The sequence below is a fragment of the Patiriisocius hiemis genome (assembly GCF_031846325.1).
Taxonomy (GTDB): Bacteria; Bacteroidota; Bacteroidia; order Flavobacteriales; family Flavobacteriaceae; genus Patiriisocius_A; species Patiriisocius_A hiemis.
In genome coordinates, this window is the sequence record NZ_JAVRHZ010000001.1 from 475,659 (window position 1) to 500,053 (window position 24,395).

21 protein-coding genes are annotated in these 24,395 nt (G+C 33.4%); 12 read left to right on the top strand and 9 right to left on the bottom strand.

Annotated elements, in window-relative coordinates; translation table 11 throughout:
- Positions 1-96: 96 nt before the first annotated feature.
- The gene (locus RM538_RS02230) at positions 97-3,018 is read left to right on the top strand and encodes an FAD-binding and (Fe-S)-binding domain-containing protein (protein ID WP_311331758.1); all 2,922 of its coding nucleotides are present in this window, start codon (positions 97-99) and stop codon (positions 3,016-3,018) included.
- Here the strand turns inward: RM538_RS02230 and RM538_RS02235 are convergent.
- Together RM538_RS02235 and RM538_RS02240 are read right to left on the bottom strand one after the other, a co-directional pair.
- Complete coding sequence (locus tag RM538_RS02235; RefSeq protein ID WP_311331759.1) at positions 3,015-3,806, bottom strand: hypothetical protein; 792 nt, start codon at positions 3,804-3,806, stop codon at positions 3,015-3,017. The genes RM538_RS02230 and RM538_RS02235 overlap by 4 nt on opposite strands.
- 27 nt (positions 3,807-3,833) lie before the next feature.
- A complete protein-coding gene (locus RM538_RS02240; protein WP_311331760.1) occupies positions 3,834-4,673 on the bottom strand; it encodes a UDP-2,3-diacylglucosamine diphosphatase in 840 nt (279 codons plus the stop codon).
- Positions 4,674-4,845: 172 nt separating this feature from the next.
- On the opposite strand from RM538_RS02240, the gene aroC reads away from it, so the two are divergent.
- The 7 genes from aroC to RM538_RS02275 all read left to right on the top strand — a co-directional run bounded on the left by aroC (position 4,846) and on the right by RM538_RS02275 (position 13,298).
- Entirely contained in the window at positions 4,846-5,910 is a 1,065-nt protein-coding gene (aroC, locus tag RM538_RS02245; protein WP_311331761.1) for a chorismate synthase, read from the top strand.
- A gap of 47 nt (positions 5,911-5,957) precedes the next feature.
- Complete coding sequence (locus RM538_RS02250; RefSeq protein ID WP_311331762.1) at positions 5,958-7,259, top strand: dicarboxylate/amino acid:cation symporter; 1,302 nt, start codon at positions 5,958-5,960, stop codon at positions 7,257-7,259.
- A gap of 143 nt (positions 7,260-7,402) precedes the next feature.
- Positions 7,403-8,920, top strand: a complete 1,518-nt coding sequence (locus RM538_RS02255) for a phage tail-like protein (RefSeq protein WP_311331763.1) — start codon at positions 7,403-7,405, stop codon at positions 8,918-8,920.
- Complete coding sequence (locus tag RM538_RS02260) at positions 8,907-9,848, top strand: hypothetical protein (RefSeq protein ID WP_311331764.1); 942 nt, start codon at positions 8,907-8,909, stop codon at positions 9,846-9,848. Before RM538_RS02255 ends, RM538_RS02260 begins: the two co-directional genes overlap by 14 nt.
- 99 nt (positions 9,849-9,947) lie before the next feature.
- A complete protein-coding gene (gene gshB, locus RM538_RS02265) occupies positions 9,948-10,976 on the top strand; it encodes a glutathione synthase (protein ID WP_311331765.1) in 1,029 nt (342 codons plus the stop codon).
- A 328-nt stretch (positions 10,977-11,304) separates the two neighbouring features.
- Entirely contained in the window at positions 11,305-12,138 is an 834-nt protein-coding gene (locus tag RM538_RS02270; RefSeq protein WP_311331766.1) for an N-formylglutamate amidohydrolase, read from the top strand.
- On the top strand, positions 12,138-13,298 hold the full coding sequence (locus RM538_RS02275; protein WP_311331767.1) for a peptidase MATCAP family protein: 1,161 nt from the start codon (positions 12,138-12,140) through the stop codon (positions 13,296-13,298). The genes RM538_RS02270 and RM538_RS02275 overlap by 1 nt, the downstream gene beginning before the upstream one ends.
- A 93-nt stretch (positions 13,299-13,391) precedes the next feature.
- On the opposite strand, the gene RM538_RS02280 is transcribed toward RM538_RS02275, so the two are convergent.
- A complete protein-coding gene (locus RM538_RS02280) occupies positions 13,392-13,799 on the bottom strand; it encodes a thiol-disulfide oxidoreductase DCC family protein (RefSeq protein WP_311331768.1) in 408 nt (135 codons plus the stop codon).
- Positions 13,796-15,958 (bottom strand): endonuclease MutS2, encoded by a 2,163-nt coding sequence (locus RM538_RS02285; protein WP_311331769.1) that lies wholly within the window; start codon positions 15,956-15,958, stop codon positions 13,796-13,798. The genes RM538_RS02280 and RM538_RS02285 overlap by 4 nt, the downstream gene beginning before the upstream one ends.
- A 61-nt stretch (positions 15,959-16,019) precedes the next feature.
- Between RM538_RS02285 and ung the strand changes: the two genes are divergently transcribed.
- Entirely contained in the window at positions 16,020-16,685 is a 666-nt protein-coding gene (gene ung, locus RM538_RS02290) for a uracil-DNA glycosylase (RefSeq protein ID WP_311331770.1), read from the top strand.
- Positions 16,686-16,876: 191 nt separating this feature from the next.
- Here the strand turns inward: ung and RM538_RS02295 are convergent, their stop codons facing one another.
- The 5 genes from RM538_RS02295 to RM538_RS02315 are packed head-to-tail and all read right to left on the bottom strand — an operon-like array spanning position 16,877 to position 20,882.
- Positions 16,877-17,725, bottom strand: a complete 849-nt coding sequence (locus RM538_RS02295; protein ID WP_311331771.1) for a substrate-binding domain-containing protein — start codon at positions 17,723-17,725, stop codon at positions 16,877-16,879.
- A 31-nt stretch (positions 17,726-17,756) separates the two neighbouring features.
- Positions 17,757-18,635, bottom strand: coding sequence for a nucleoside phosphorylase (locus RM538_RS02300; RefSeq protein ID WP_311331772.1), 879 nt, complete (start codon positions 18,633-18,635; stop codon positions 17,757-17,759).
- The gene (locus tag RM538_RS02305; protein ID WP_311331773.1) at positions 18,625-19,560 is read right to left on the bottom strand and encodes a DUF1835 domain-containing protein; all 936 of its coding nucleotides are present in this window, start codon (positions 19,558-19,560) and stop codon (positions 18,625-18,627) included. The genes RM538_RS02300 and RM538_RS02305 overlap by 11 nt, the downstream gene beginning before the upstream one ends.
- Entirely contained in the window at positions 19,553-19,882 is a 330-nt protein-coding gene (locus tag RM538_RS02310; protein ID WP_311331774.1) for a translation initiation factor, read from the bottom strand. Before RM538_RS02310 ends, RM538_RS02305 begins: the two co-directional genes overlap by 8 nt.
- A gap of 49 nt (positions 19,883-19,931) precedes the next feature.
- Positions 19,932-20,882, bottom strand: coding sequence for an isopenicillin N synthase family dioxygenase (locus tag RM538_RS02315; protein WP_311331775.1), 951 nt, complete (start codon positions 20,880-20,882; stop codon positions 19,932-19,934).
- A gap of 126 nt (positions 20,883-21,008) precedes the next feature.
- Between RM538_RS02315 and RM538_RS02320 the strand changes: the two genes are divergently transcribed.
- The 3 genes from RM538_RS02320 to RM538_RS02330 all read left to right on the top strand — a co-directional run bounded on the left by RM538_RS02320 (position 21,009) and on the right by RM538_RS02330 (position 24,328).
- Entirely contained in the window at positions 21,009-23,006 is a 1,998-nt protein-coding gene (locus tag RM538_RS02320; RefSeq protein WP_311331776.1) for an alpha-ketoacid dehydrogenase subunit alpha/beta, read from the top strand.
- A 113-nt stretch (positions 23,007-23,119) separates the two neighbouring features.
- Complete coding sequence (locus tag RM538_RS02325; protein WP_311331777.1) at positions 23,120-23,605, top strand: lipocalin family protein; 486 nt, start codon at positions 23,120-23,122, stop codon at positions 23,603-23,605.
- Between the two features lie 15 nt (positions 23,606-23,620).
- Positions 23,621-24,328 (top strand): YiaD family glycine zipper/OmpA-like lipoprotein, encoded by a 708-nt coding sequence (locus tag RM538_RS02330; protein WP_311331778.1) that lies wholly within the window; start codon positions 23,621-23,623, stop codon positions 24,326-24,328.
- The last annotated feature ends 67 nt before the right edge of the window (positions 24,329-24,395 follow it).

Below are 24,395 nucleotides of genomic sequence, written 5' to 3' on the forward strand. Positions count from 1 at the left end.
TTAAGTTTGTTAACGATAGCAAAGCTACTTCTATTGCAAGTTGTTAAAAGTTAAGACACAGCCAAAAATAGGTGTATTGCTCAAAAAGTATTGTTAATGGAAACCCCAATAACATCTAAAATGTTAGAAAAGTTAAAAAATGATCTCTTTGGAGATTTGTTTTTTGATGACTTACACAAAAAATTATATGCTACAGACGCATCTGTATATAGGATGCTTCCAGTAGCAGTAGCCTTTCCAAAAAATACAGAAGACATAAAAGTCTTAATTAGTTTTGCTAATACATATAAAATAGGGCTCATTCCACGCGCTGCAGGAACATCATTAGCTGGACAATGTGTAGGTGAAGGCATTGTGATTGATGTTTCTAAATATTTAACCAATATTCTTTCATTAGACATAACTAATAAAACCGTAACTGTAGAACCTGGGGTAATTAGGGACGAGCTTAATGAGTATCTTAAACCTCATGGTTTATTCTTTGGACCTAATACTTCTACTAGTAACCGTTGTATGATAGGAGGTATGGTTGGTAATAACTCTAGCGGTACCACTTCAATTAAATACGGAGTAACAAGAGATAAAGTGGTGGCTTTAAAGACCTTATTGTCTAATGGTGAAGAGGTTGTTTTTTCTGAAGTTTCTTCAACACAATTTAGACAAAAAGCACAAGAGAATACTTTAGAAGGTAGTATTTATAACATTTTACTAAACACCCTTTCTCCTGCAAGTGTACAACAAGAAATAATAAGAGAGTTTCCTAAACCTGAAATTCATAGACGTAATACAGGTTATGCGCTTGATAGTTTGATTACAACAGAAACCTTTTCTAAAAGCGAAAAGAAAACAAATATTGCTTCTCTTCTATGCGGAAGTGAAGGTACACTAGCTTTTACCACAGAAATTACACTTAAATTAGATGTACTCCAGCCTGCAAATTCTGCAATGCTTGTAGGTCATTATCATAGTGTTAACAAATGCTTACTAGATGTTTTAGAAGCTATGAAACACGATTTGGATACATGTGAAATGCTTGATGATACCATCCTCAACTGTACAAAACAGAATAAAAAATACGATAGCTATCGCTATTTTATTGAAGGTGAGCCAAAAGCCTTACTCTTTTTTGAAATTAGAGATAGCAGTAGAGAAAAAGTATTAGAAAAAGTAAACCAACTAAAAGTTACATTACAGAAAACTCAAAATAGCTATGCTACCGTGTTGTTAGAGAAGGAGGCTATAACTAAAGCTATGGAGCTTCGTAAGGCTGGGCTTGGTTTACTTGGAAATATGGTTGGCGATAAAAAAGCGGTTGCATGTATTGAGGATACCGCTGTCGCAATAGAAGATTTACCTAGCTACATTGACGAATTTAGTAAACTAATGAAGCAAAATAAACAAGATGCTGTTTATTATGCACATGCAGGTGCAGGAGAATTGCATTTACGCCCTATTTTAAATTTAAAGAAAGAAGCCGATGTTGCCTTTTTTAAATCTATTACGACACAAGTAGCTCAGCTGGTAAAAAAATATAATGGTTCTTTTTCTGGAGAACATGGAGATGGTATTGTAAGAGGTGCTTTTTTACCTTTATTAATTGGAGGTAAAAATTATGAGATTGTTAAAACAGTTAAAACTACTTTTGATCCTTACAATATTTTTAATCCAAACAAAATAGTAGCTCCATATCCAATGGACAATTCGCTTCGATATATACCTGATAGAGAAGAGCCAGACATTCCTACTAAAATATCGTTCAAGCAAAATCAAGGAATCTTAAGACTCGCTGAAAATTGTAATGGAAGTGGTGATTGTAGAAAATCAGCTGGAAATGGAACTATGTGCCCAAGCTATCAAGCCACTAAAAATGAAAAAGACAGTACACGTGGTAGAGCTAATGTATTAAGAGAAGTTTTGACTAATAATAAAACTGCCAATAGATTTAATTCTAAAGAGTTAAAAGAAGTTTTCGATTTATGTATAAGCTGTAAAGCTTGTGCTACAGAGTGCCCAAGTAATGTAGATATGGCAATTGCAAAGGCAGAGTTCCAATTTCAGTATAATAAAACACATAAGCCAAGTAAAGCAGATTCATTTTTTGCTAAAAGCACTCACTATAATAAACTGGCATCTAGGTTTTCAACTTTGAGTAATTTTTTAATTACAAATTCAGTTACCTCAAGATTGCTAAAAAAGCGTTACCATATAGCACCTAAAAGGAGTCTGCCAAAGATTGCCAAAAAAAGCTATCATGAAAAGTGTAAAAACTTAGAAAAAGGGAGCGCAAGTTATAACTACCATCTTTATTTATTTGTAGATGAGTTTTCCAATTATCTAGACGTCAAATTAGTTCAAGATGCTTACTTTTTGTTAGGAAAATTGGGTTATGAGGTTGGTTTAATTACTAATCTTGATAGTGGTAGAGCGTTATTATCTAAAGGTTTTTTAGATGAAGCAAAAACTGAAATAGATAAAAATATTAAAAAACTAAAAGACATTGTTTCTGAACAAACACCACTTGTAGGGATAGAACCTTCTGCTATTTTAGGATTTAGAGATGAGTTTCCAAAGCTTGCAAGTGATACAGCAGGAGCTAAAAAAATAGCAAAAAGCACTTATCTTATTGAGGAGTTTTTAGCTTCAGAAATTGAAAAAGGAAAAATTACTGCATCTAACTTTACTTCAGAGAAAAAGGAAATAAAAATTCACAACCATTGTCATCAAAAAGCATTGAGCAACCAAAAAGTAACATTTGATATTTTAAATCTCCCTGCAAACTATAATCCAACGATAATTAACTCTGGTTGTTGCGGAATGGCTGGTAGTTTTGGTTATGAAAAACAACATTATGAGGTTAGCATGCAAATAGGGGAGTTACGGTTGTTTCCTGCGGTGAGAAAATCTTCTAAAGATGTGATTATTGCTGCTAATGGAACAAGTTGCAGACACCAAATTAAAGATGGTACAGATCGAGAAGCATTGCACCCTGTTACTATTTTATGTAATGCATTGGTTTAGTTTCCTATAGAAAAGGTGTCTAGAATTTGTGTAGCACTTGACATGCCTTCTTCAGGAATTGGTAATTCTATTCCAAGACCACTTAAATCTTCTAATTGATAAGATATTTCAACTTCAGAGTATGTAAGACCTATATTATTTACATAAGTATTCACTGCAGTTAATACCTCTTGTTCACTTAGTATTGGAACTGGAATAGTTATAGGACCTGCTTCAATAAGAGCCGTAATTGCCAAAGTAAGTTTTATATCTGTTACTGGAGAAGAGGATGATGTTCCGTTTTCAAAATCATCTTCTATGAGTATTGCTACGTGATTACTTGAAAGTGTATAGGTAACCTCAAAGGGGATTCCTTGAAACTCTTGTTCTATTGTGTTTGTAACCGAACTTAGTTCTCCATTTGGAAAAGTGGTGTCATACAATATAAAATCTGTTATTGGTATGTCTATTGTTGGCAAACCATCTACGGGAGCTATTCCAAGGTTTCCGGTGGCTAAAAGCTGGGTTTCCGTTTTACGTAAGGCAGTTTCAGATAAAAAAACTGTCATAAACCCCGTTCTAGGTATTTGTGCATCAAGATTAGTATATTCTTGATTGCTTATAATTTCAGTACCTACAACAAACAACGAGTCTTTTGTTTGTCCCTGCTCATTAGTATTAGTATAGGTCCAATATGAGTTTGCTTCTAAGGGAAAAAAGTTAGTTTCAATTTCGGCCTGAGAGTTATCATCATTATTGGAACAACTAAGAAGTACAATGGCCAGAAGAAAAAGATAAATATTTTTCATTAAAAAGTATTTTTTCAAATATACTTTTTAATTCGAGTTTGTAGCAATAAAAGCTGATATTAAAGACTCAAAGCCCTCTTCTTCTTCGTTAATTTCTTTTAGGTCAGAATCTTTAGTAAGCACTTTTATTGTATTGTCGTAACTATACAGTTTCCATTGTTCATTTCGATATTCTAATGCTGTTAAGTTCTCTATCCAATCACCACTGTTTAGATATAAACATTTCCCCTTAGCATTCTTAACTTCACGTATAGTTGGTTGATGTATATGACCACAAACTACATAGTCAAATCCATTTTCTATAGCCAACTCTGTTGCAGTATTTTCAAAGTCTGAAATAAATTTTATAGCGCCTTTCACACTATTTTTTATTTTTTTGGAAAGAGAGTACTTTTCCTTACCAAACTTTGCAAGTATAGTGTTAATCATTCTGTTTAGTAAAATTAGAATGTCATAACCCCAGCCTCCTAATTTAGCAATCCACTTTGTATGTTGTATAGAGGCATCAAAAACATCACCATGAAAAAACCAAGCTTTTTTACCATCAAGATTTAAGATTAGCTTATCTAAAATTTGAATATTACCCATTTTAGTATCACTAAATTTCCTTAATTTCTCATCGTGATTTCCTGTAATGTAGTAAACACGGGTCCCTTTTGTTGCTAACGCTATTATTTTTTTAATAACTTGAAGGTGTGATTTTGGGAAGTAACGTTTTCTAAACTGCCACATATCTATAATATCGCCGTTTAAAATTAATTTTTTTGGCTTTATTCCATTGAGATAATGCAATACTTCCTTAGCATGACACCCATAGGTGCCTAAGTGAATATCAGACAATACAACAATATCAACCTTCCTTTTCAATAGACAAATTTTAAAACAAATATTTTATAATTTTTGCTGATTTTGTTTAATTGAATGTTATGAAACTATAGGTAGACTGTTATCTATTCTTAATTTTATGTTTATAAATTATTAAGTGGGGTTTACTTTTAATATTCAGCATTAAAATTTACATTTGTTACAAACACAACAAATGGCAGGAAATACCTTTGGTACACTTTTTAAACTAACAACTTTTGGAGAGTCTCACGGTGAAGCAATTGGCGGAATTATAGACGGGTGTCCAGCAGGTTTAAAGATTGATTATAATGCAATTACTGCTGAAATGCAACGTAGAAAGCCTGGACAATCTGCAATAGTTACCCAACGTAAAGAGCCAGATACTGTAGCGTTTTACTCAGGTATTTTTGAAGGTACTACAACAGGAACCCCAATAGGGTTTATTATAAAAAACACTAATCAAAAATCTAAAGATTACACCCATATCAAGGATACGTATAGACCTAGCCATGCCGATTATACTTATGATAAGAAATATGGAATTAGAGATTATAGAGGTGGTGGAAGATCTTCAGCAAGAGAAACAGCTTGTAGAGTAGTAGCCGGTGCAATTGCTAAGCAACTAATAAAAGAAATAAATATTACTGCTTATGTGTCTTCGGTTGGTACATTAGAACTTGATAAACACTATTCTGAACTTAATTTTTCAGAAATTGAAAACAATCTTGTTCGTACTGCAGATACTTCTATGGCAAAACAAATGGAGGCTTATATTAAAGAAATAAGAAAAGAAGGAAATACTGTTGGAGGAACAATTACTTGTGTAATTCAAAATATGCCAACAGGACTTGGAGAACCTGTTTTTGATAAACTCCATGCACAATTAGGTAAAGCAATGCTATCTATTAATGCTGTAAAAGGTTTTGAATATGGTAGTGGTTTTGCGGGAACTAAGATGAAAGGAAGTGAACACAACGACCTATTTAATGAAAATGGTAGTACCAAAACAAACTTAAGTGGAGGTGTACAAGGCGGTATTAGTAATGGAGAAGATATCTATTGTAATATAGCTTTTAAACCTGTGGCGACAATCATGCAAAAGCAGCAAACCATTACAAAAGATGGTGAGTTAACTACAATGCAAGGTAAAGGAAGACATGATCCTTGTGTGGTCCCAAGAGCTGTTCCTATAGTTGAAGCAATGGCAGCACTTGTTATAGCAGATTTTTGGTTGCTGAATAAATTATCTAAATTGTAACAATTATCATTAATCAATAAAATACAACTCTTTTTAAGGGATATATTATGAAGAAACTAGCATTACATTGGCAAATTTTATTAGGAATGGCGCTTGGTGTCATTTTTGCATTATTAATGACTAACTTTTCTTGGGGAGATGATTTTATTGGAGATTGGATAAAACCTTTTGGAACAATATTTATTAAAGCCTTAAAACTAATTGCTGTTCCATTAATTCTTGCTTCACTTATAAAAGGAGTTTCAGACTTAAAAGATATTTCTAGTCTATCAAAAATGGGTCTTAGAACAATTGTGACCTATGTTTTTACAACTGTAATTGCTGTATCTATAGGGTTGGCTGTTGTAAATACAGTTAAACCAGGTGGTACAATTGGTGAAGATACCAGAGATGAATTAGTTGAAGCCTATGGTGGAGAAGCACAAAAGCGTCAAGAAGCCGCCAAAATGCAGAAAGAAGCTGGACCATTACAGGCACTTATAGACATTGTTCCGGATAATATTGTTGGAGCATCATCTAATAATCGAAATATGCTTCAAGTTATTTTCTTTGCTATTTTCTTTGGAATAGGAATGATTTTAATTCCTGAAAAAACCGCCGCACCTGTCAAGGGGTTTATAGATGGTTTTAATGAGGTTATCCTTAAAATGATAGACTTGATAATGCTTGCCGCACCGTATGGTGTATTTGCATTATTAGCAGCACTTGTTGTTGAAGCGCCAAGTGCAGACCTGTTTGCTGCATTAGGAATGTATGCTCTTTGTGTTTTAGTTGGATTAGCCCTTATGGTAGGTGTGTACATTCTACTTGTTTGGGTATATACCAAAAAAACACCAAGCTTTTTCTTAAAAGGAATGGGGCCTGCACAATTATTAGCTTTTTCTACAAGTAGTAGTGCAGCTACACTACCCGTGACTATGGAACGTGTTGAAGAACATATTGGAGTTAAAAAGGAAGTAACCAGTTTTGTATTGCCTATTGGGGCTACTATCAACATGGACGGGACGAGTTTATATCAAGCAGTAGCAGCTGTATTTATTGCACAAGCCTTTGGTATGGATTTATCATTTGGAACTCAGCTGGGTATTATTGCAACAGCAACATTAGCATCAATTGGATCGGCAGCAGTACCAGGTGCAGGGATGGTAATGCTAGTTATTGTACTTGCACAAGCTGGAATTCCAGAAGCAGGTTTAGCATTAATTTTTGCAGTAGATAGACCTCTTGATATGTGTAGAACAGTTGTAAATGTAACAGGTGATGGAGCTGTTTCTATGATGGTTGCAAAATCTCAAGATAAATTAGGAGATCCTACTGTAAAAGACTGGGACGATAACTATAAAAAATAACCTCTTGTCGAAAAAACCATATTATTAATATTTACGTAACTTGTAAGTAACTAAGACTCATTATTTTTGATTTGTAGTATACATTTTTCCCCAAATGATACTGTCCTTAACCTATTTTGTTATAAATAACGAATAGCGAAATAATGAAAAAATTACTTTTTACAGTATTTATTGCTGTGTTTTCTTTGCAAATCTTTGCACAAGTAGGTATTAACACTACCAGTCCAAGTCCAGCCTCTGTATTGGATGTTGAAAGTTCTAACGATGGAACAAACTTTGGAGGTTTCTTGCCGCCAAGAGTAGATGCAACTGGCAAAGCCAACATTACATCAAAAGCTACAGCTACAGATGATGGTTTAATGATATTTTTTTTAGATACTCGTTGTTTACAAATGTGGAATGGCGTAGATAGTGTTTGGGAAGATGTTTATTGTATGCCAGTAAATAATGCTCCTGTTGCTAGTAATGTAACAATTACAGCTACTTCTTTTGATGTTGGACAGATGCTAACTGGTAATTATACATATTCTGATACAGAAGGAGATCCAGAAGGAACTTCTACTTTTCAATGGTATCGCGCAGATGATAGTGCCGGAACTCTTAATGTAATTCCTATTGGTGGAGCAACTACCCAAAATTACACTTTAACCACAGCAGATATAGGTAAGTATATTTCTTTTGCCGTTATTCCAATTGCTACAGCTGGAACAACTACAGGAACAGAAGCTTTTAGTGTATATGAAGGGCCAATTGATGCTAATGATGCACCAATAGCCTCTTCAGTTTCAATAATTGGTTGTACTGCGGTAGCAGAAATATTAAATGCTTCTTATACTTATAGTGACGATGAGAATGATCCAGAAGGTGTTTCAACCTATCAATGGTATACTGCTACAGATGCATCAGGAACAGGAAGCAGTCCTATAATAGGAGCGACAGCTTCTTCTTACACGATACAACCAACAGATCTTAATCAATTTATTAGTGTTGCAGTAACTCCTGTTGCTACAACTGGTACTTCTCCAGGCGTCGCTGTTTTTTCATCATATGAAGGGCCAGTTTTAGCATTTGGTGGTTGTAGCCCTATATTACTTGGAATTCAAGATTTTGAAGTTACACCGGCAACACCAACTTTAACATTAACTGAAAATACTGCTGGAACATACCAAACAGGAACAGGAGGATTTCCTAATTCTAATAAATTTATTAGCCCTTCTAGGGGATATGGTGTTACAAACTCTTTTGCAGATATTGATCTTGGACCTGTTGATGCTTCTAGCTATACATCTGCAACTGCTTATATCAATATTGCTTCTTTTGCAGCAACCTCTGGTAATGGTGCAGATGGAGGTGATTATGTAGATATTTATGTTAGTACAGATGGAGGAGCTACCTTTTCTTACGAAGTAGAAATTACAGGGAATAACAATGCAAAGTGGGACTTTGACTCAACAGGAGATGTTACTATAGCATATGATGGAGATAATACTGCTACATCATTTGCATCACCAGGAGGTGGAAATAGAACAGATGCTCCAAGCTATATAGAAATTACGGGATTACCTAATAGTGCAAACTTAGTTATTGGTATAGTTTTAAATAATAATAGCGGAAATGAAACATGGGTGATTGATGATATTGAAGTATATGGAATTAATTAAAAAAATTTTCTTGTTAGGCTTTTGTGTTTTTCCTTTTACTACAATTGCTCAAGTAACTATAAACCGTTTAAGTGAAAATAGTGCTGCTGCATTACACCTAGAGGCTATGCAGCCTGTTACAATGGAATACGGAGGTTTTTTAATGCCTATAGTTACAGAAGCACAACAGGCTTCTATTCCCGTTTCAACTGTAGATAATAGAGATGACGGGATGATGGTTTTTGTAAGTGACCCTGTTACAGGTAAGCGTTGTTGGGATATTTATGACGCAACTGTTCAAGTATGGCGAAGTATTACATGTATTAATTTAGATTGTCCAACCATACCAACAGTTCTTTATGAAGAAAACTTTGATTCATATACAAATGGAACTGGGATTACTGGTGCAAGTGCAATAAATGGAGATTACCCTAGCGGCGTAACCAAATGGACTTTAACAAGCTACACTACTGCAAGAGATGGCACTCCTGCTTATCCAGGAACATTAAGCAACGCAGATGATTTTGCGCTTGTAAATAGTGGAATGTTAGAAGTACAAGATGCCAATGGACCTTTACTTTTTGAAACTTCAACAATAGACATTAGTGGTTATACCGACATTCTAATTTCTATGGAAATAAGTGAGAATGGTAATCTTGAATATACAAATAGTGCCCATACAGACGACTTTAATTGTGGTCAAGAATCTATTGGGAATGACTATGTAGACATAGAATATTCTACAGATGGAGGTACCACCTTTACTGAAGTCCCAAACTTTTCTGGTTTAGGCACGGCAAATCATACTTTACACGATGAGTTATCAGGTACTGTTAATTTTTCTGTTTCAGGAATTTCTGGAAATTCACTAATTATAAGGGTCCGAATACAAAACTGGGCAGCAGCAGAACAGTATTTCTTAGATAATATTTTAGTCACCTGTAATTAGTGATTTTAATATTTAGGTAAATTACTTCTTCAAATAATATACTTTTGTGATTTTGCTTCCGCAGCATAATTAGTATATTTAATCTACAAAAATAAGTTTATGAACGTATGTTTTATTATGTATCCATGGAATGAAATGGATCCAGAAAATGACTCAACGCTTGCTATGATTCAAGAATTTGCAAAACGTGGACATGGCATAGCTATTACAACACCAGCAAATTTAACTATTAGAGATAGCGTAGCTTATGCTTTTTCTAGGTGTTTAAAACGGAAAGATAAAATCTCAAAGTCTTTAAAGTCATTTCATACCAATGCAGAGTTTTATGATGAAATGTTACCACTCGTAGGTTTTGATGTAATTATTCTTCGTAGTAATCCACCGCTTGATATGATTATGCTAAATTTCTTAGATAGTGTGAAGGACGATGTCTTTATTATGAATGATCTAGATGGAATTAGACGTGCAAACAATAAATTATATACTGCTGTTTTTGAAGATGAAAAAAATGAATTTATCCCAAGAACACATGTTACAAAAAATAAAGAGTACCTAAAACAAACTATTAAAGAAGGCCCAGAGAAGATGATTTTAAAGCCACTAAATGGTTTTGGAGGATCTGGTGTTATTCTAATAGAGAAAAGTGCAATGAAAAGTATTAACTCTTTATTAGATTTCTATATAGATAATAAAGATGGCTCGTCAAATTATGTTATTCTACAAGATTATATAGAGGGAGCAGATCAAGGAGATGTGAGAATACTACTCCTTAATGGACAGCCTATAGGAGCTATGCGAAGAGTTCCAGGAGAAGAAGACCATAGAAGCAATGTTAGTGCAGGTGGATCTGTACAGAAGCACTCACTTACAAAACAAGAAAAAGAATTATGCCGACGTATTGGTCCTAAACTAGTTAAAGACGGACTCTATTTTTGTGGTATTGATGTAATAGGAGGGATGCTCGTAGAAGTCAATGTAATGTCTCCAGGTGGAATTACATATATCAATAAGGTCTATAAAACGCGTGTTCAAGAAAAAATAATAGACTTTGTTGAAGATAAAGTACAAGAACGCGTTACTGCTTTTGAAAGAAGAACAAAACATAGACAGCACGTAAAAGAAGCTTAATACACTTCATGGACTTACAGCAACGTATAAATCAAAGTTTTAATAGACAGGGTTTTATGAATTTTATTGCTACTGAAGTAAATAAAGTTTCTCCAGATTTTTGCGAAATTGAGGTTCCATTTTCTATAAATTTAACACAACAGCACGTTTTTTTCTAAGCTGGATTTGTTAATTGCAATAGGAAACGCCATTAAAAATAGTAAAGCATTAACTATTTGCAAGTCTGAAGTATTTAGTAAAAAGGATGGTGTAGAAAAACTTTGTGCAGTACTACAAACAACTTTAATTGAATTAAAAAATAAATCTGATAAGAAAAACAAATAAGTAAATGCAAAAACTTTCGGTTTCAGAAATCATTTCAAAAATTAAGAATGAGGAGACATTTGAAGCAGTCGCACTAGATTATTCATTCACTATAAAAATTGATGAATATGTTCCTTATGCCTGTGCAGCGGTACATGATGGACATCAATTTCGAAAGGATCTATGGGATAATTGCTTGCATACTGAGTATGAACGTTGGTTTGAAGAAGACCCTTCTACAAAAGAGTTTATAAAGTCGCATCCCATTGTAGTAGCTGGCTGTGATAGTCGTTTTGAATATGATTTAAATAGAGACCCTGAAAATGCTGTGTTTGAAACTGCTTGGGGTAAACAACTATGGAAAAACCCATTACCATTAGCTCAAAAACAGAAAAGCCTTGCCAAGCATGCCAATTTCTATAAAGTCACTCACGCACTTGTTAAAAAGTTAGAAGAAAAATTTACTGCAGCTATTGTCTATGATATTCATAGTTATAATTGGGTTAGATGGGATAGAGAGGTCCCTGTAATTAACTTGGGTACAACTAATATTAACAACAATCGTTTTAATACATTTGTAGAAACATGGCGAAGTAGTTTGTCTAAATTGGAAATACCAGAAATAAAGGAAACAACTTCAAAAGTTAATGATACCTTTTATGGCAACGGTTATTTTTTAAAGTACATCACACAAAACTTTGAAAATACTTTAGTTTTAGCCACAGAGTTCAAAAAAATATATTGTGACGAGTTAACTGGGGTTGTTTTTCCTGAAGTTGTATCGGCAATTGAGCAACAGTTACGTCAAAAAGTAAAAGAACACGCAGAAAATTCGTACGAAAGAATTAAACTTAAATAATGTCCCAAGCTATTCATATAGAAAATCATAAAAACTTAATACATATAGATAGTTCTTTGCACAAGCTGGTTCAAAGAATTGAATTGCTCAATTACATTAACCCGATAAATATAGAGCAAGAAAAGCGTAATTTCTTTGCTTCAAAATATAACATAAATCCCAACTTTAAGTATAGAAAAATAGATTTTGATGCTCATAAATTGCAACAAAAACTATTCTCTCAAGACATAGATACTATTGAAAATGAAGCAACTAGAGCTTTTTACAGAGAAGTTATTTATGATTATTCTGGTTTAATACAATGTATTGAAACCATTGGTCAAGGCAAAAAATTTTATTTCAATGCATTAAAATCATTTGGAACTCCTACAGAAAAGGATGTAGAAAACGCTCGTTTTATTCTCCATTTTGGAGATGATGAATATGATTCTGAAATGTTTCCTGTATTCACAGCAGCAGAGGCTGCAGATTATTTTATGGAATTTACAAAAAGGTATGATTTTGAGTTTAACATTAAGTATTCTACCAAAATTTCTGCTGCAGCCATGGTGCAAAATAACACCAAGACTTTAGTCTTAAAAAAGAATCACCGTTATAGCCCTAATCAACTTAAAGTTCTTGCGAATCATGAAATTGGTGTACATCTTGTTACAACCTTTAACGGACTTAATCAATCATTAAAAATATTTTATAATGGCTTTCCCAATAATGTTGAAACACAAGAGGGATTGGCTGTTTTTAGTGAATATATGAGTGGCTGCTTAACTTTATATCGTTTAAAGGAATTATCCTATCGAGTTATGGCAGCAGATAGTTTATTAAAAGGATTTACTTTTTGTGACACTTTTGATTTGCTTCACAATCAATATAAACTAAACCGTGAAGAATCTTATAATATAAGTCTTAGAGCACACAGAGGTGGAGGGTTTACTAAAGATTATATGTATTTAACAGGTCTAAAAAAAATATATGATCGTTATAAGCAAAAAGAAGATTTAAATCCTTTATTAGCGGGTAAAGTATCATTAGAGCATTGTGATATTATAAATAGATGGCAAGAGCAAGGCATTGCAAATGAAAATAAGTACGAAAATTTCGCCTTTGCCAAAAATGAAAACTCCAACACAAAGCTGGAGTTCATACTTGATAATTTAAAGTAGTCTTATAAATTAATATTTGTATATACTTTATATTTTGCATGTAAGAGAGAATACTTCTTGTAGAGAAGTGAATAGGGTTAATGAGTTAGGATCTTATAAAAATTTACTCTTAAGTTCTGGTGTTGGTATCATACAACTTTCTTTTTTACCATACCATTTATAACGGTTTTTTGCTACATAGTCATATACCCAATTTCTTATAAACACAGGTATAATCATAAAGCCATAGAGCAGGGGATATGCTCCTCCTAGGTGTCTAGCAATACGTAATGCTGCTGTAGATTTTGTGAACGCTTTATTATTTTCAATAAGTATGATAGAGTCTGTTTTGTTAATATCAATACCATATTGATTGATTAATTTTTGACCAGGCTCTTCCTGTAAAGCTGCAAAACGAAATACATCTTTTGCATCACGTTTTATCACAAACGTAACTGAAGAATTACAAAGGTTACAAACCCCATCAAAAAGAATTATTTTTTTGTTTTCAGTATTAATCATGATACTTTTTCTAACTCATTTAAACTCACATTGGTTGTAAACATACCATAATTTACAATTGCTTTCTCTTTTTCAATAGTGTCTATAGTACCAACAGCCTTACCATCTAGCATTCGAACTTGGTCTCCAACCTTTAAAACAACTTTTGGTTTTGGAGGAGGTGCTTTTTTCGCTTTCGCTTTTTCCTTTTTCTTTTCTTTCCTAATTACAGCAACTTTTTGTTCTACCTCTTGCTTAATCTTATGCTTTTTTTGTCGTACTTCTTTCTTCTTTTTAGGAGCTATCTTCTTACGCTTACTATTCTCTGTCATTACAAGTTTAAACAACTCATCAAGTAATGTCTTTTTTCTTTTTGAGTTATGATATTTTTCTGCAATGCTATCAAATTTTCTACCTAAAACGATTAGTTTTTGGTTAGCATCATACAACTCTTGATAACTTTCTAGTTTATCTTTTACACGTGCATTAATTTCTTCTAATTGTTTACTTTCTTCTTCGGCTTTTTTAGCTGAATCTTCAAGTGTAGCAGATGTTTTTCTAAGTTTAGAACGTTCTTTTTGTAAATTAGCAATGGTTTTATCGAAGCGAACTTTTCCACGTTCAATCTTCTTCTTCGATTTATTAATTAAACTATAAGGTATTCCATTTTTCTGAGCAACTTCAAACGTAAATGAACTTCCCGCTTCTCCCAAGTGTAATTTGTATAATGGTTCTAAGCTTCTACTGTCAAATTGCATATTGGCATTAATGGCATGAGGTAATTCTGTAGCTAATAACTTTAAATTGGTATAGTGAGTTGTAATGATTCCAAATGCATTTCTTTCATAAAAAACTTCTAGAAAAGTTTCTGCAAGTGCACCTCCCAATTCTGGATCACTACCAGTTCCAAATTCATCTATTAAAAAAAGTGTTTTATCATTACACTTCTTTAAAAATTGATTCATTTTTTTTAATCGGTAGCTATAAGTACTTAAATGATTTTCTATAGATTGGTTGTCACCAATGTCTGTTAATACACGATTGTAAAAACAAAACTCACTTTCGGACTCACAGGGAACTAGTAATCCGCTTTGAAACATTACCTGTAATAAACCTACAGTTTTTAGTGTAATACTTTTACCTCCTGCGTTTGGTCCACTAATTACAATAATTCTTTTTGTTTTGTCAAGATCAATAGTTTGTGGAAAGGTTTTCTCTTTACGTTTATTGTTTGCAACTAAAAGTAGTGGGTGATAAGCATCTTTAAGAAAAGATCTTCTCTCTTTTGCTATTCTGGGAAACACACCATTAATACTAACTGCATACTTAGATTTTGCATATAAAACATCAATCCCTATCAAATAATCTTGGTAATCACTTATAATAGTCTTATAAGGACGTACAAACTCAGTTAATGCTTTTAAAATTTTCTTTACTTCCTCGCGCTCCTCATAAATTAAATTACTTAACTCGTTAGTGAAGTTTAACGTTTGTTGTGGCTCTATATATACAATACTCCCAGTTTTAGAAGTACCTAAGACAGCACCTTTTATTTTACGACGATGCATAGCTTTTACAGCAAGTACGCGTCTGTTTTCTACTATAGATTCTCTAATTTCATCTAGATAATCGCTTTGGGCATACTGAGTTAATGCTTTATTAAATGAGCTGTTAATCTGGCTCTTAATTACGTGCAATCTTTTTCTAATAACAGATAACTCTTGAGATGCATCATCACGTATTTGCCCATATTTATCAATTACTTTTACAACCTCTTCTTCAATAAGACTTGTAAATGTTAATGCTGAAGAAAATTCCTGTAGAGCGATATAAAACTCTTCATATTTCTTAAAAAACTTGAGAAGTGTTTTAGTGGTTTCACTAATACTTAAAATTCTCCGGAAGCTTGAAACTTCTAGCGTGCTATTCTCGATATCTAATAACTGGAGTTCTTTTGTAATAGCATCAAAGCCATGATTTGGAATAGGGTTATCACCTTCAAAAGATGCTTTAAACTCTGTAACACGTTTAAGCGAAATAAGGGTCTCTTCTTTGTTTTTATAAGGAGTGATGCCTAAGACAGATTCAGTTCCAACTTCTGTTATACAATATTCAGAAACCTGTTGTAAGACAACTGGAAATTCTAGGTCTTCTAATGTTTTTTTATGGATATTTGTCATTCTGTTCCGCTTTTTTAGGCGGATGTTACTAAAGTGAATTTAGACTGCAAAAATACAAATAATGGATGTAAAAATTGATGGAAGTTGGAAAGAGGTATTACAAGATGAATTTAGTAAACCTTATTTTAAGCATCTTTCCCATTTTATAAAGCAAGAATATAAAAACTACACATGCTACCCACCAGGAAAACAGATTTTTTCAGCGTTTGAGTACACTCCATTTAATAAGGTTAAGGTAGTAATCCTGGGGCAAGACCCATATCACGGAGTAGGACAAGCTAATGGTTTGTGCTTTTCTGTAAATGATGGCGTGCCTATTCCGCCATCTCTAATTAATATTTACAAAGAAATTGAAGCCGATATTTTAAAACCTATACCTACTTCTGGAAACTTAGAGCGATGGGCAAAACAAGGAGTCTTATTATTGAATGCAACATTAACTGTTAGAGCACATCAAGCTGGAAGTCATCAAAGAAAAGGTTGGGAAATTTTTACGGATGCCGTTATTAAAAAAATATCTGATGAAAAAGAGAATGTAGTATTCTTATTATGGGGTGGATATGCTAAAAAGAAAGGAGCAAAAGTAGATACATCTAAGCATCTTGTGTTAAGTTGTGGACATCCATCACCGTTAAGCGCTAATAGGGGGTACTGGTTTGGAAATAAACATTTTAGTACTGTTAATAAATATCTTAAAGAGCAGGAAGTTGCTCAAATTAATTGGTAATATATAATTGGGGAGTTGTAGTTTACTCTTCTTCAGGGATTTCTTTTTCAGTATCGCTGCAGCTAAACTCTAATAATAGATAGTTAACAGCAAGTAAGCTCCCCAAAATGATTAAAAATGTTGTCATAATCTTACTTTTTACATTAGTAAGATGCTAGTTTGTAAAAAGGGTTGCGTGGGCAATAAAAAAATTAAACAAGGATTTTACTTATATCAATCTTTTCTTCAATTAAATCTAACTGTAGCAATTTATCCTGTACTTTTTCTACTTGTTGTTTAGTTAGGTTTTCTTGACTCCATTCTGTTATGGAGAGCCATTCTTGTACATCTTCTAATTGTTGGTCATAACGGTTTGCAATCATTCTATCTATAGACGGAATATTTTTAAAATCTAGAGTTGTTTCGTTAATTATTTTTAAAATGTTCTCAATAGCTTCACCATCATTGTCTAATACTTCATTTCTTACCGCAATAACAAAACAAGGCCATGGAGTAGGGCATTCGCCAACTCTATTAAAAGGACCATTATCTACAAAGGGCTTGGTTGTAAATTTTTCCCACATAAAATAATCTCCAATTCCTTTTGGGAGTCCTTCTAAAGCACCTTGTAAATTTTTTATTACTTCAAAGTCTAAATCCTTTTCTGTGTCCCAACCTTCATTTTCGGCATTTACATAAGCCATAAGATGAGAGCCTGAACCAAACCTGCTAATTGCAGCTTTTGTTCCTTTTAAATCTGATACTGAATTATAATTTGAATTTTTGGCTACATGAATTCCCCAAACTAAGGGGCTCTTTACAAAAACCTGAACTATCTTACTTTGGTTTCCTTGAATAATGTCTCTTATAATTCCTTCGGTTAAAATAACCGCCATGTCTATATCCCCATTACGCAAAGCTTTGCACATTTGTCCTGTACCACCATAAAAATCATTCCAACGAAGATTAATATCTTCTTCGTGATATTCTTTATTACTTAATGTTAAATACCATGGAAGATTAAAGTGTTCTGGCACACCGCCAATAATAAATTTTTTCATATCTATCACCCTTTAAAGAGGGAGTCGTCTTTTATAATTCTTTGTTTACTAGCATTTCTAGGGTCTTTCTAATTAAAACATCTATTGTTTCTTCAGGATTTTTGCTAAAGCTTCCAGAAGCTCTATTTGCAAGTATCGCATTTAAAGAGATTGCTTGATGCCCTAATAGCATTGACATTCCATAAATACCTGAAGTTTCCATCTCTAGGTTAGTTATTTTTTGATTATTAAACTGAAAAGACGCAATTTTATCATTAAGATTTTTATCATAGGTTGGTAAGCGTAATGTGCGTCCTTGTGGCCCATAAAAACCTACATTGGTTGCTGTTATTCCTTTAAAGAAACCTTCAGTAGAGAATATGTTTAAAAGTTCTTTGTTTGCAGGAACTACATATGGATAAGACAAGTTAGAATTCCAATTTGTATGCTTTATAAAAGCTTCAGAAAAAGAAGTGTCTAAAAAGTCTGTATTGTCATAAAAATGAAGCAAATTATCAAAACCAATTGCTTTCTCAGAAATTAGCAAACTATCTACAGGTATATCTTCTTGGATTGCACCTGAGGTACCTATTCTAATAAATGTAAGTGCGGTATGCATCTTTTTAAGTGCCCTAGTTTCAAAATCTATGTTAACTAATGCATCCAGTTCGTTAAAAACGATGTCTATGTTATCTGTTCCAATGCCTGTAGAAATAATAGTTAGTCTTTTCCCTTTATAAGTTCCTGTTACCGTTTTAAACTCTCTTTTATGTATAGTAACTTCAACTTCATCAAAATACTTTGCTATAGCGTCAACGCGCTCTGGGTCGCCAACAGTAATAATTGTTGTGGCAATATCCTTAGGAGTACAATTAAGATGGTAAATACTTCCATCTGTATTTAAGATTAACTCTGATTCTTTAATTTTCATGAGCGGGATAGAGTTGTTTTAGTTTGCTATCATAATAGTAGTTGTATTTTAAAATACCACCAAATTGAGTTGTGTCTTTTAGTACCGAAAATGCATTAAACTTACTATGCAGTAGCTGTAATCCTTTTTTGTTTAGCTCTAAGTGTAATACTTCAGTATAAAAGGGTTTCATTTTTTTTATGATACGTTCCCATTGCAAATCGCCAAACCCATAGTAATCTTGATTTTTAAGCAAGTGACCTAGTAATTGTTTTTCTGAAATAAATTCGTTTTTATCAATTGCCCTTAAAACTTTTGATTCTAAAGCATTAATACCTGTTTCTTCTTCGGGAAATCGTTGTAAGTGTGCATTAATACAATCCTCTAGATAAGGAAGTTTTGTGTTATTAACCGTAATGGTTGACATAGCTGTATGCTCGTCTGAAGTATACCTTTCCCAAAACATTGAAAGTGTTTCAATTTCTTGAGTTGTTAAATGAATTCGTTTTTCAGCTTCGGCAAGAAGTTGTTTGTTGGTAAGCTCGTTAAGCGCAAAAAGCCCTTCTTGATTTTCAATATGTCCACTACAAATTAAAAAAAGTGGGATGGATGGATGGTTTTTGTTTAAAAAACATACTGCTGCAGCAAGATTAATATGGCAAAATAAATCGTATTCAAACCATAATACGATGCTTTGGTATGTTTCAAAATTTAAAGTTTTAAAAGAAAAAGCTAAGGCTTCATAATCTTCTTGGAGAGAAGTAGAGCTTGAATATCTTTTTAAAAACTCACATCTTTCTTCTATAAACTCATTAGAAAATATGTTGTTACTTACAGGACCTTCACAAAGCATTTCTCGCCAGGTTAAAATGTCTCCTAGAAAATCCATGCTTTTTAGCCTTTCAGTAAAACTATCTCCGTTAGTAATATGAAGGGTTTTATCCACCAACTCGTTTTGTTTTAAAACCTTTTTCCTGTAAAAACTTCATTATTTTATCTCTGTAATCGCCTTGAATGATGATTTTTTCGTTTTTAAAACTCCCGCCAACGCTTAGTAATTGTTTTATTTCTTTGGCTAACTGTTTAAAGTCACTATCGGCTCCAGTATAACCTTCAATTATTGTAATAGGCTTTCCTTTTCTTTTTTCATATTTACAGAGTAAGGGGTCGTCCTGAAGCCATATATCACTTTCTGGTGCTTCAGGTTCTGAAGTTTCTTCAGGTACATGGTCTGGGAAAAGATTTTTAAGCTGGTCTTGTAAGTCCATTTTTATTAACTATAAACGGAAATTTTGTTATTAAGAGTAGTAATTTAGTTTACTTTTTTATCAACCCAATTTCAACCAATCGTTGATGTAAAAATTCTCCTGCTGTAATATCTTCAAAAGCTTTTGGGTGATTCTCATCTACACACTCTGGCAAGCAACTCAAGTCCATATCACCTCTTGGGTGCATAAAAAATGGTATGCTATAACGTGGATTTCCCCATTCTTCCTTAGGAGGATTTACTACTCTATGTATAGTAGAGCGTAGCTTATTGTTAGTGTGGCGTTCTAGCATGTCACCTACATTAATCACTAACTCGTCTTCTTCTGGAATTGCATCAATCCACTCTCCATCTTTTCTCAATACTTGCAGGCCTCCTGTAGAAGCGCCCATAAGCAAAGTAATTAAATTAATATCTCCATGCGCTCCTGCTCGTACAGCACCCTTAGGTTCTTCGGTAATAGGAGGGTAGTGAATAGGCCGTAAAATACTGTTACCATTAGAAGCCCAATAATCAAAATAATGCTCATCTAATCCTATATATAATGCTAATGCTCTCAAGACATAAATTCCAGTTTTTTCAAGCATTCTATATGCTTCCATTCCAGTTGGATTAAAATTGGGCAGCTCTTTTACTAGTACATTCTCTGGATATTCTTCTGGTAAATTAGCATCTTCGTCTGGTTCTTGTCCAAAATGCCAAAACTCTTTTAAATCACCTTCTTTTTTACCTTTTGCATGCTCCTTACCAAAAGAAACATATCCTCTTTGTCCTCCAAGCCCTTCAATTTCATATGTTTTTTTAGTTTCTACTGGAAGAGCAAAAAATGATTTTACTTCCTTGTAAAGTTCATCTACAAGAGCATCACTTAAAAAATGATTTTTTAATGATACAAATCCTATTTCTTCGTAAGCGCTACCAATAGCATCTACAAAATATTGTTTTCGCTTAGGGTCTTCAGAGAGGAAGTCGGCTAAATCTACGCTAGGTATGTTATTCATACAATCAAAAATTTTAGTAGTACAAATATACCAATTATTGCTTGCTTTCCTTGTTGTTAAAAAAAAATACATTGACGTTGTTCTCAAGACCATTTTTTCTACATTTGAATTATATAAACTTAACTAATGAAAAGCGAAACTAAAGCTGCTATTGCATTTGATTATGAAATTAAAAACCTAAGCAAACAAACGCTTATAAGTCTTTATAGGGCTATGTTAACTCCTAGGCTAATTGAAGAGAAAATGCTTATTCTATTACGTCAAGGAAAGATATCAAAGTGGTTTAGTGGTATTGGTCAAGAGGCTATTTCTGTTGGTATTACGTCAGTTTTAGATAATGATGAATATATCCTTCCTATGCACAGAAACTTAGGAGTTTTTACTACAAGAGAGATTCCTTTATATCGTCTTTTTTCGCAATGGCAAGGAAAAGCCAATGGTTTTACAAAAGGGCGTGACCGTAGTTTTCATTTTGGAACACAAGAGTTTAATATCGTTGGAATGATTTCACATCTAGGACCACAGTTTGGTGTAGCAGATGGAATTGCATTAGCTAATAAATTAAAAAAGAATAACAAAGTTTGCGCTGTATTTACTGGAGAAGGCGGTACAAGTGAAGGAGATATTCATGAAGCTCTTAATGTGGCCTCGGTATGGCAATTACCTGTTTTATTTTGTATAGAAAACAATGGGTATGGGCTTTCAACTCCTACAAAAGAACAATATAATTGTGAAAACCTAGCTGATAGAGGTATTGGATATGGTATGGAATCGCATATAATAGAAGGAAATAATATAATTGAAGTTTATACTAAAATTTCTGAAATAGTAGAGAGTATTCGTAAAAGTCCCCGTCCTGTTCTTATAGAGTTTAAAACCTTTAGAATGCGTGGACACGAAGAAGCAAGTGGAACAAAATATGTCCCACAAGATTTAATGGAACAATGGGAAGCAAAGGACCCTGTTCTTAATTTTGAACGTTTTTTAATTGAAGAAAAAATTATCACCCAACGTGATGTTGATCGATTTACTTTAGATATTAAAGAAGAAATTGATAAAAACTTACAAATAGCTTTCAATGAAGATGAAATACTTTCTACTGAAAGTAATGAATTAAATGATGTTTTTCAAAATCATATATATCAAGATGTTACACCTTCATTAGAAAAAAAAGAAATACGCTTTGTAGATGCTATTTCTGAAGGCTTAAAACAAAGCATGGAGCGTTATGATAACTTAGTTATTATGGGGCAAGATATTGCAGAATACGGAGGTGTTTTTAAAATAACTGAAGGTTTTGTCGATGCTTTTGGAACCGATAGAGTTCGTAATACGCCTATTTGTGAAAGTGCAATTGTTTCTGCTTCAATGGGACTATCTATAAATGGCTATAAAGCTGTTATGGAAATGCAGTTTGCAGACTTTGCAACCTCTGGCTTTAATCCAATAGTTAATTATTTGGCAAAAAGTAATTATCGTTGGAATCAAAATGCAGATGTAGTAATTCGTATGCCTTGTGGTGGAGGCGTTGGAGCAGGACCTTTTCATAGCCAAACCAATGAAGCCTGGTTTATTCACACACCTGGTTTAAAAGTAGTATATCCAGCCTTTCCGTATGATGCAAAAGGTTTATTAGCAGAGTCGATTAATGACCCTAATCCAGTTTTGTTTTTTGAGCATAAAGCACTATACAGAAGTATTAGGCAAGAAGTCCCTGAAGATTACTATACACTAGAACTTGGTAAAGCTGCCCTTTTGCAGGAAGGAAGTGATCTTACAATTATAACCTATGGAGCAGGAGTTCATTGGGCTTTGGAAGAAGCTTCAGGATTTTCTGTAGATATAATAGACTTACGAACTCTTGCTCCATTAGATACAGAAACAATTTATGCATCTGTTAAAAAAACCGGGAAAGTAATTATTCTTCAAGAGGATTCTATGTTTGGTGGTCTTGCAAGTGATATTTCTGCATTAATTTCAGAAAATTGTTTTGAATATTTAGACGCTCCCATCAAGCGAGTTGCTAGTTTAGAGACACCAGTACCTTTTGCTGCTAACCTAGAAAAGCAATACTTACCAAAGGAGCGATTTAAAAGTATTTTACAAGAAATATTAGCTTATTAAGCCTTTAACATTCGTTGTTAAACTTTAGATAATTTTTTAAAAATCAACTACTTTCTATAGTAATTTGTATCTTGTTATAACTAAATAACAATTAAAACCTAAAACACTTAAACATGAAAAAAACCATCTTATTATTGGCTTTGGTTGCTTTTGTTGTCTCTTGTGGGACACCTAAAACAGTAATTGGAGCAAGAAAGGTTATTAAGGGGTATTGGTCTTTAGACAATATTTCCTATAGCGAATCCGGAACCTATAACGTTAAACTATTTAGTGATACTTCAAAAGAATGTTTTGAAGGTAGTACTTGGAGGTTTATCCCAAATAACAATAGTGGATTGTACACTATAAATTCTACAGACTGTCCAACAGGTGACAGAAATTTTATTTTCTCAATTCAAGAAATTGATGCCAATACTGGACTTTATGACTTTTTGTTAAAACCAACAACTAAACTGGGTAAACCAGATAAAGATAATTCTGTAGGTTTTAGAGTTAGTCTTGCACAACTTAACGAATCATCTATGAAATGGGAGCAAACTGTTTCAGTTGACGGGAAACCCTTTACTATCAACATGAACTTTTCAAAAATTAGTGAATAAAAAATTCAAAGAAATATGAAAACTTATATAAAACAATTATCAATTTTTGCATTAGCAACTGTATTTGTAATAAATTTTACCAGCTGTGAAGCAACACAAAACGCAAACAATAAACAAAAAGGTGCTGTAATTGGTGCTGCTGGAGGTGCCATTCTAGGGGCAATCTTAGGAAACAACATTGGTAAAGGAGGAAATGGAGAAGTAGGTGCTGTTATTGGTGGTGTCGTTGGTGGCGCTGCTGGTGTTATTATTGGAAATAAAATGGATAAGCAAGCTCAAGAAATTGAAAATGAAATTCCAGGTGCTGAAGTAGAACGTGTAGACGATGGTATTGTAGTTACTTTTGATGAAAATAGCGGTGTCTATTTTGATACGAATAAATATAACATTAATGCTGCTTCTCAAAGTACACTCGACAAGTTAGCAGGTGTATTAAGAGAATACCCAGACACAAATGTATTAGTAATAGGACATACGGATAGTACAGGAGCAGATGAGTACAACATGACGTTATCAAAGCAAAGAGCTACTGCAGTAACTAATTACTTTACGGGGCCAAAAGCCTTAAGCGCAGGTAGGTTTACAACTAACTGGTATGGCGAGAATTCTCCTGTAGGAGATAATAGTACCGCAGAAGGAAGAGCAAAAAATAGACGTGTAAACGTTGTGATTGTTCCAAATGAAAAAATGAAAGCTGACGCAGAAAAAGAAGCTGGAAATTAGAACATACATTCTTTTGTATTTAATCCCGAAGTCTCAATACTTCGGGATTTTTTTATGTTTATTTAAT

Bases quoted from the DNA above. Each gene is read 5' to 3' on its own strand.
- RM538_RS02230 (WP_311331758.1), top strand. From the start codon at position 97: ATGGAAACCCCAATAACATCTAAAATGTTAGAAAAGTTAAAAAATGAT.
- RM538_RS02235 (WP_311331759.1), bottom strand. From the start codon at position 3,806: ATGAAAAATATTTATCTTTTTCTTCTGGCCATTGTACTTCTTAGTTGT.
- aroC (WP_311331761.1), top strand. From the start codon at position 4,846: ATGGCAGGAAATACCTTTGGTACACTTTTTAAACTAACAACTTTTGGA.
- RM538_RS02250 (WP_311331762.1), top strand. From the start codon at position 5,958: ATGAAGAAACTAGCATTACATTGGCAAATTTTATTAGGAATGGCGCTT.
- RM538_RS02255 (WP_311331763.1), top strand. From the start codon at position 7,403: ATGAAAAAATTACTTTTTACAGTATTTATTGCTGTGTTTTCTTTGCAA.
- RM538_RS02260 (WP_311331764.1), top strand. From the start codon at position 8,907: ATGGAATTAATTAAAAAAATTTTCTTGTTAGGCTTTTGTGTTTTTCCT.
- gshB (WP_311331765.1), top strand. From the start codon at position 9,948: ATGAACGTATGTTTTATTATGTATCCATGGAATGAAATGGATCCAGAA.
- RM538_RS02270 (WP_311331766.1), top strand. From the start codon at position 11,305: ATGCAAAAACTTTCGGTTTCAGAAATCATTTCAAAAATTAAGAATGAG.
- RM538_RS02275 (WP_311331767.1), top strand. From the start codon at position 12,138: ATGTCCCAAGCTATTCATATAGAAAATCATAAAAACTTAATACATATA.
- RM538_RS02280 (WP_311331768.1), bottom strand. From the start codon at position 13,799: ATGATTAATACTGAAAACAAAAAAATAATTCTTTTTGATGGGGTTTGT.
- RM538_RS02285 (WP_311331769.1), bottom strand. From the start codon at position 15,958: ATGACAAATATCCATAAAAAAACATTAGAAGACCTAGAATTTCCAGTT.
- ung (WP_311331770.1), top strand. From the start codon at position 16,020: ATGGATGTAAAAATTGATGGAAGTTGGAAAGAGGTATTACAAGATGAA.
- RM538_RS02295 (WP_311331771.1), bottom strand. From the start codon at position 17,725: ATGAAAAAATTTATTATTGGCGGTGTGCCAGAACACTTTAATCTTCCA.
- RM538_RS02300 (WP_311331772.1), bottom strand. From the start codon at position 18,635: ATGAAAATTAAAGAATCAGAGTTAATCTTAAATACAGATGGAAGTATT.
- RM538_RS02310 (WP_311331774.1), bottom strand. From the start codon at position 19,882: ATGGACTTACAAGACCAGCTTAAAAATCTTTTCCCAGACCATGTACCT.
- RM538_RS02315 (WP_311331775.1), bottom strand. From the start codon at position 20,882: ATGAATAACATACCTAGCGTAGATTTAGCCGACTTCCTCTCTGAAGAC.
- RM538_RS02320 (WP_311331776.1), top strand. From the start codon at position 21,009: ATGAAAAGCGAAACTAAAGCTGCTATTGCATTTGATTATGAAATTAAA.
- RM538_RS02325 (WP_311331777.1), top strand. From the start codon at position 23,120: ATGAAAAAAACCATCTTATTATTGGCTTTGGTTGCTTTTGTTGTCTCT.
- RM538_RS02330 (WP_311331778.1), top strand. From the start codon at position 23,621: ATGAAAACTTATATAAAACAATTATCAATTTTTGCATTAGCAACTGTA.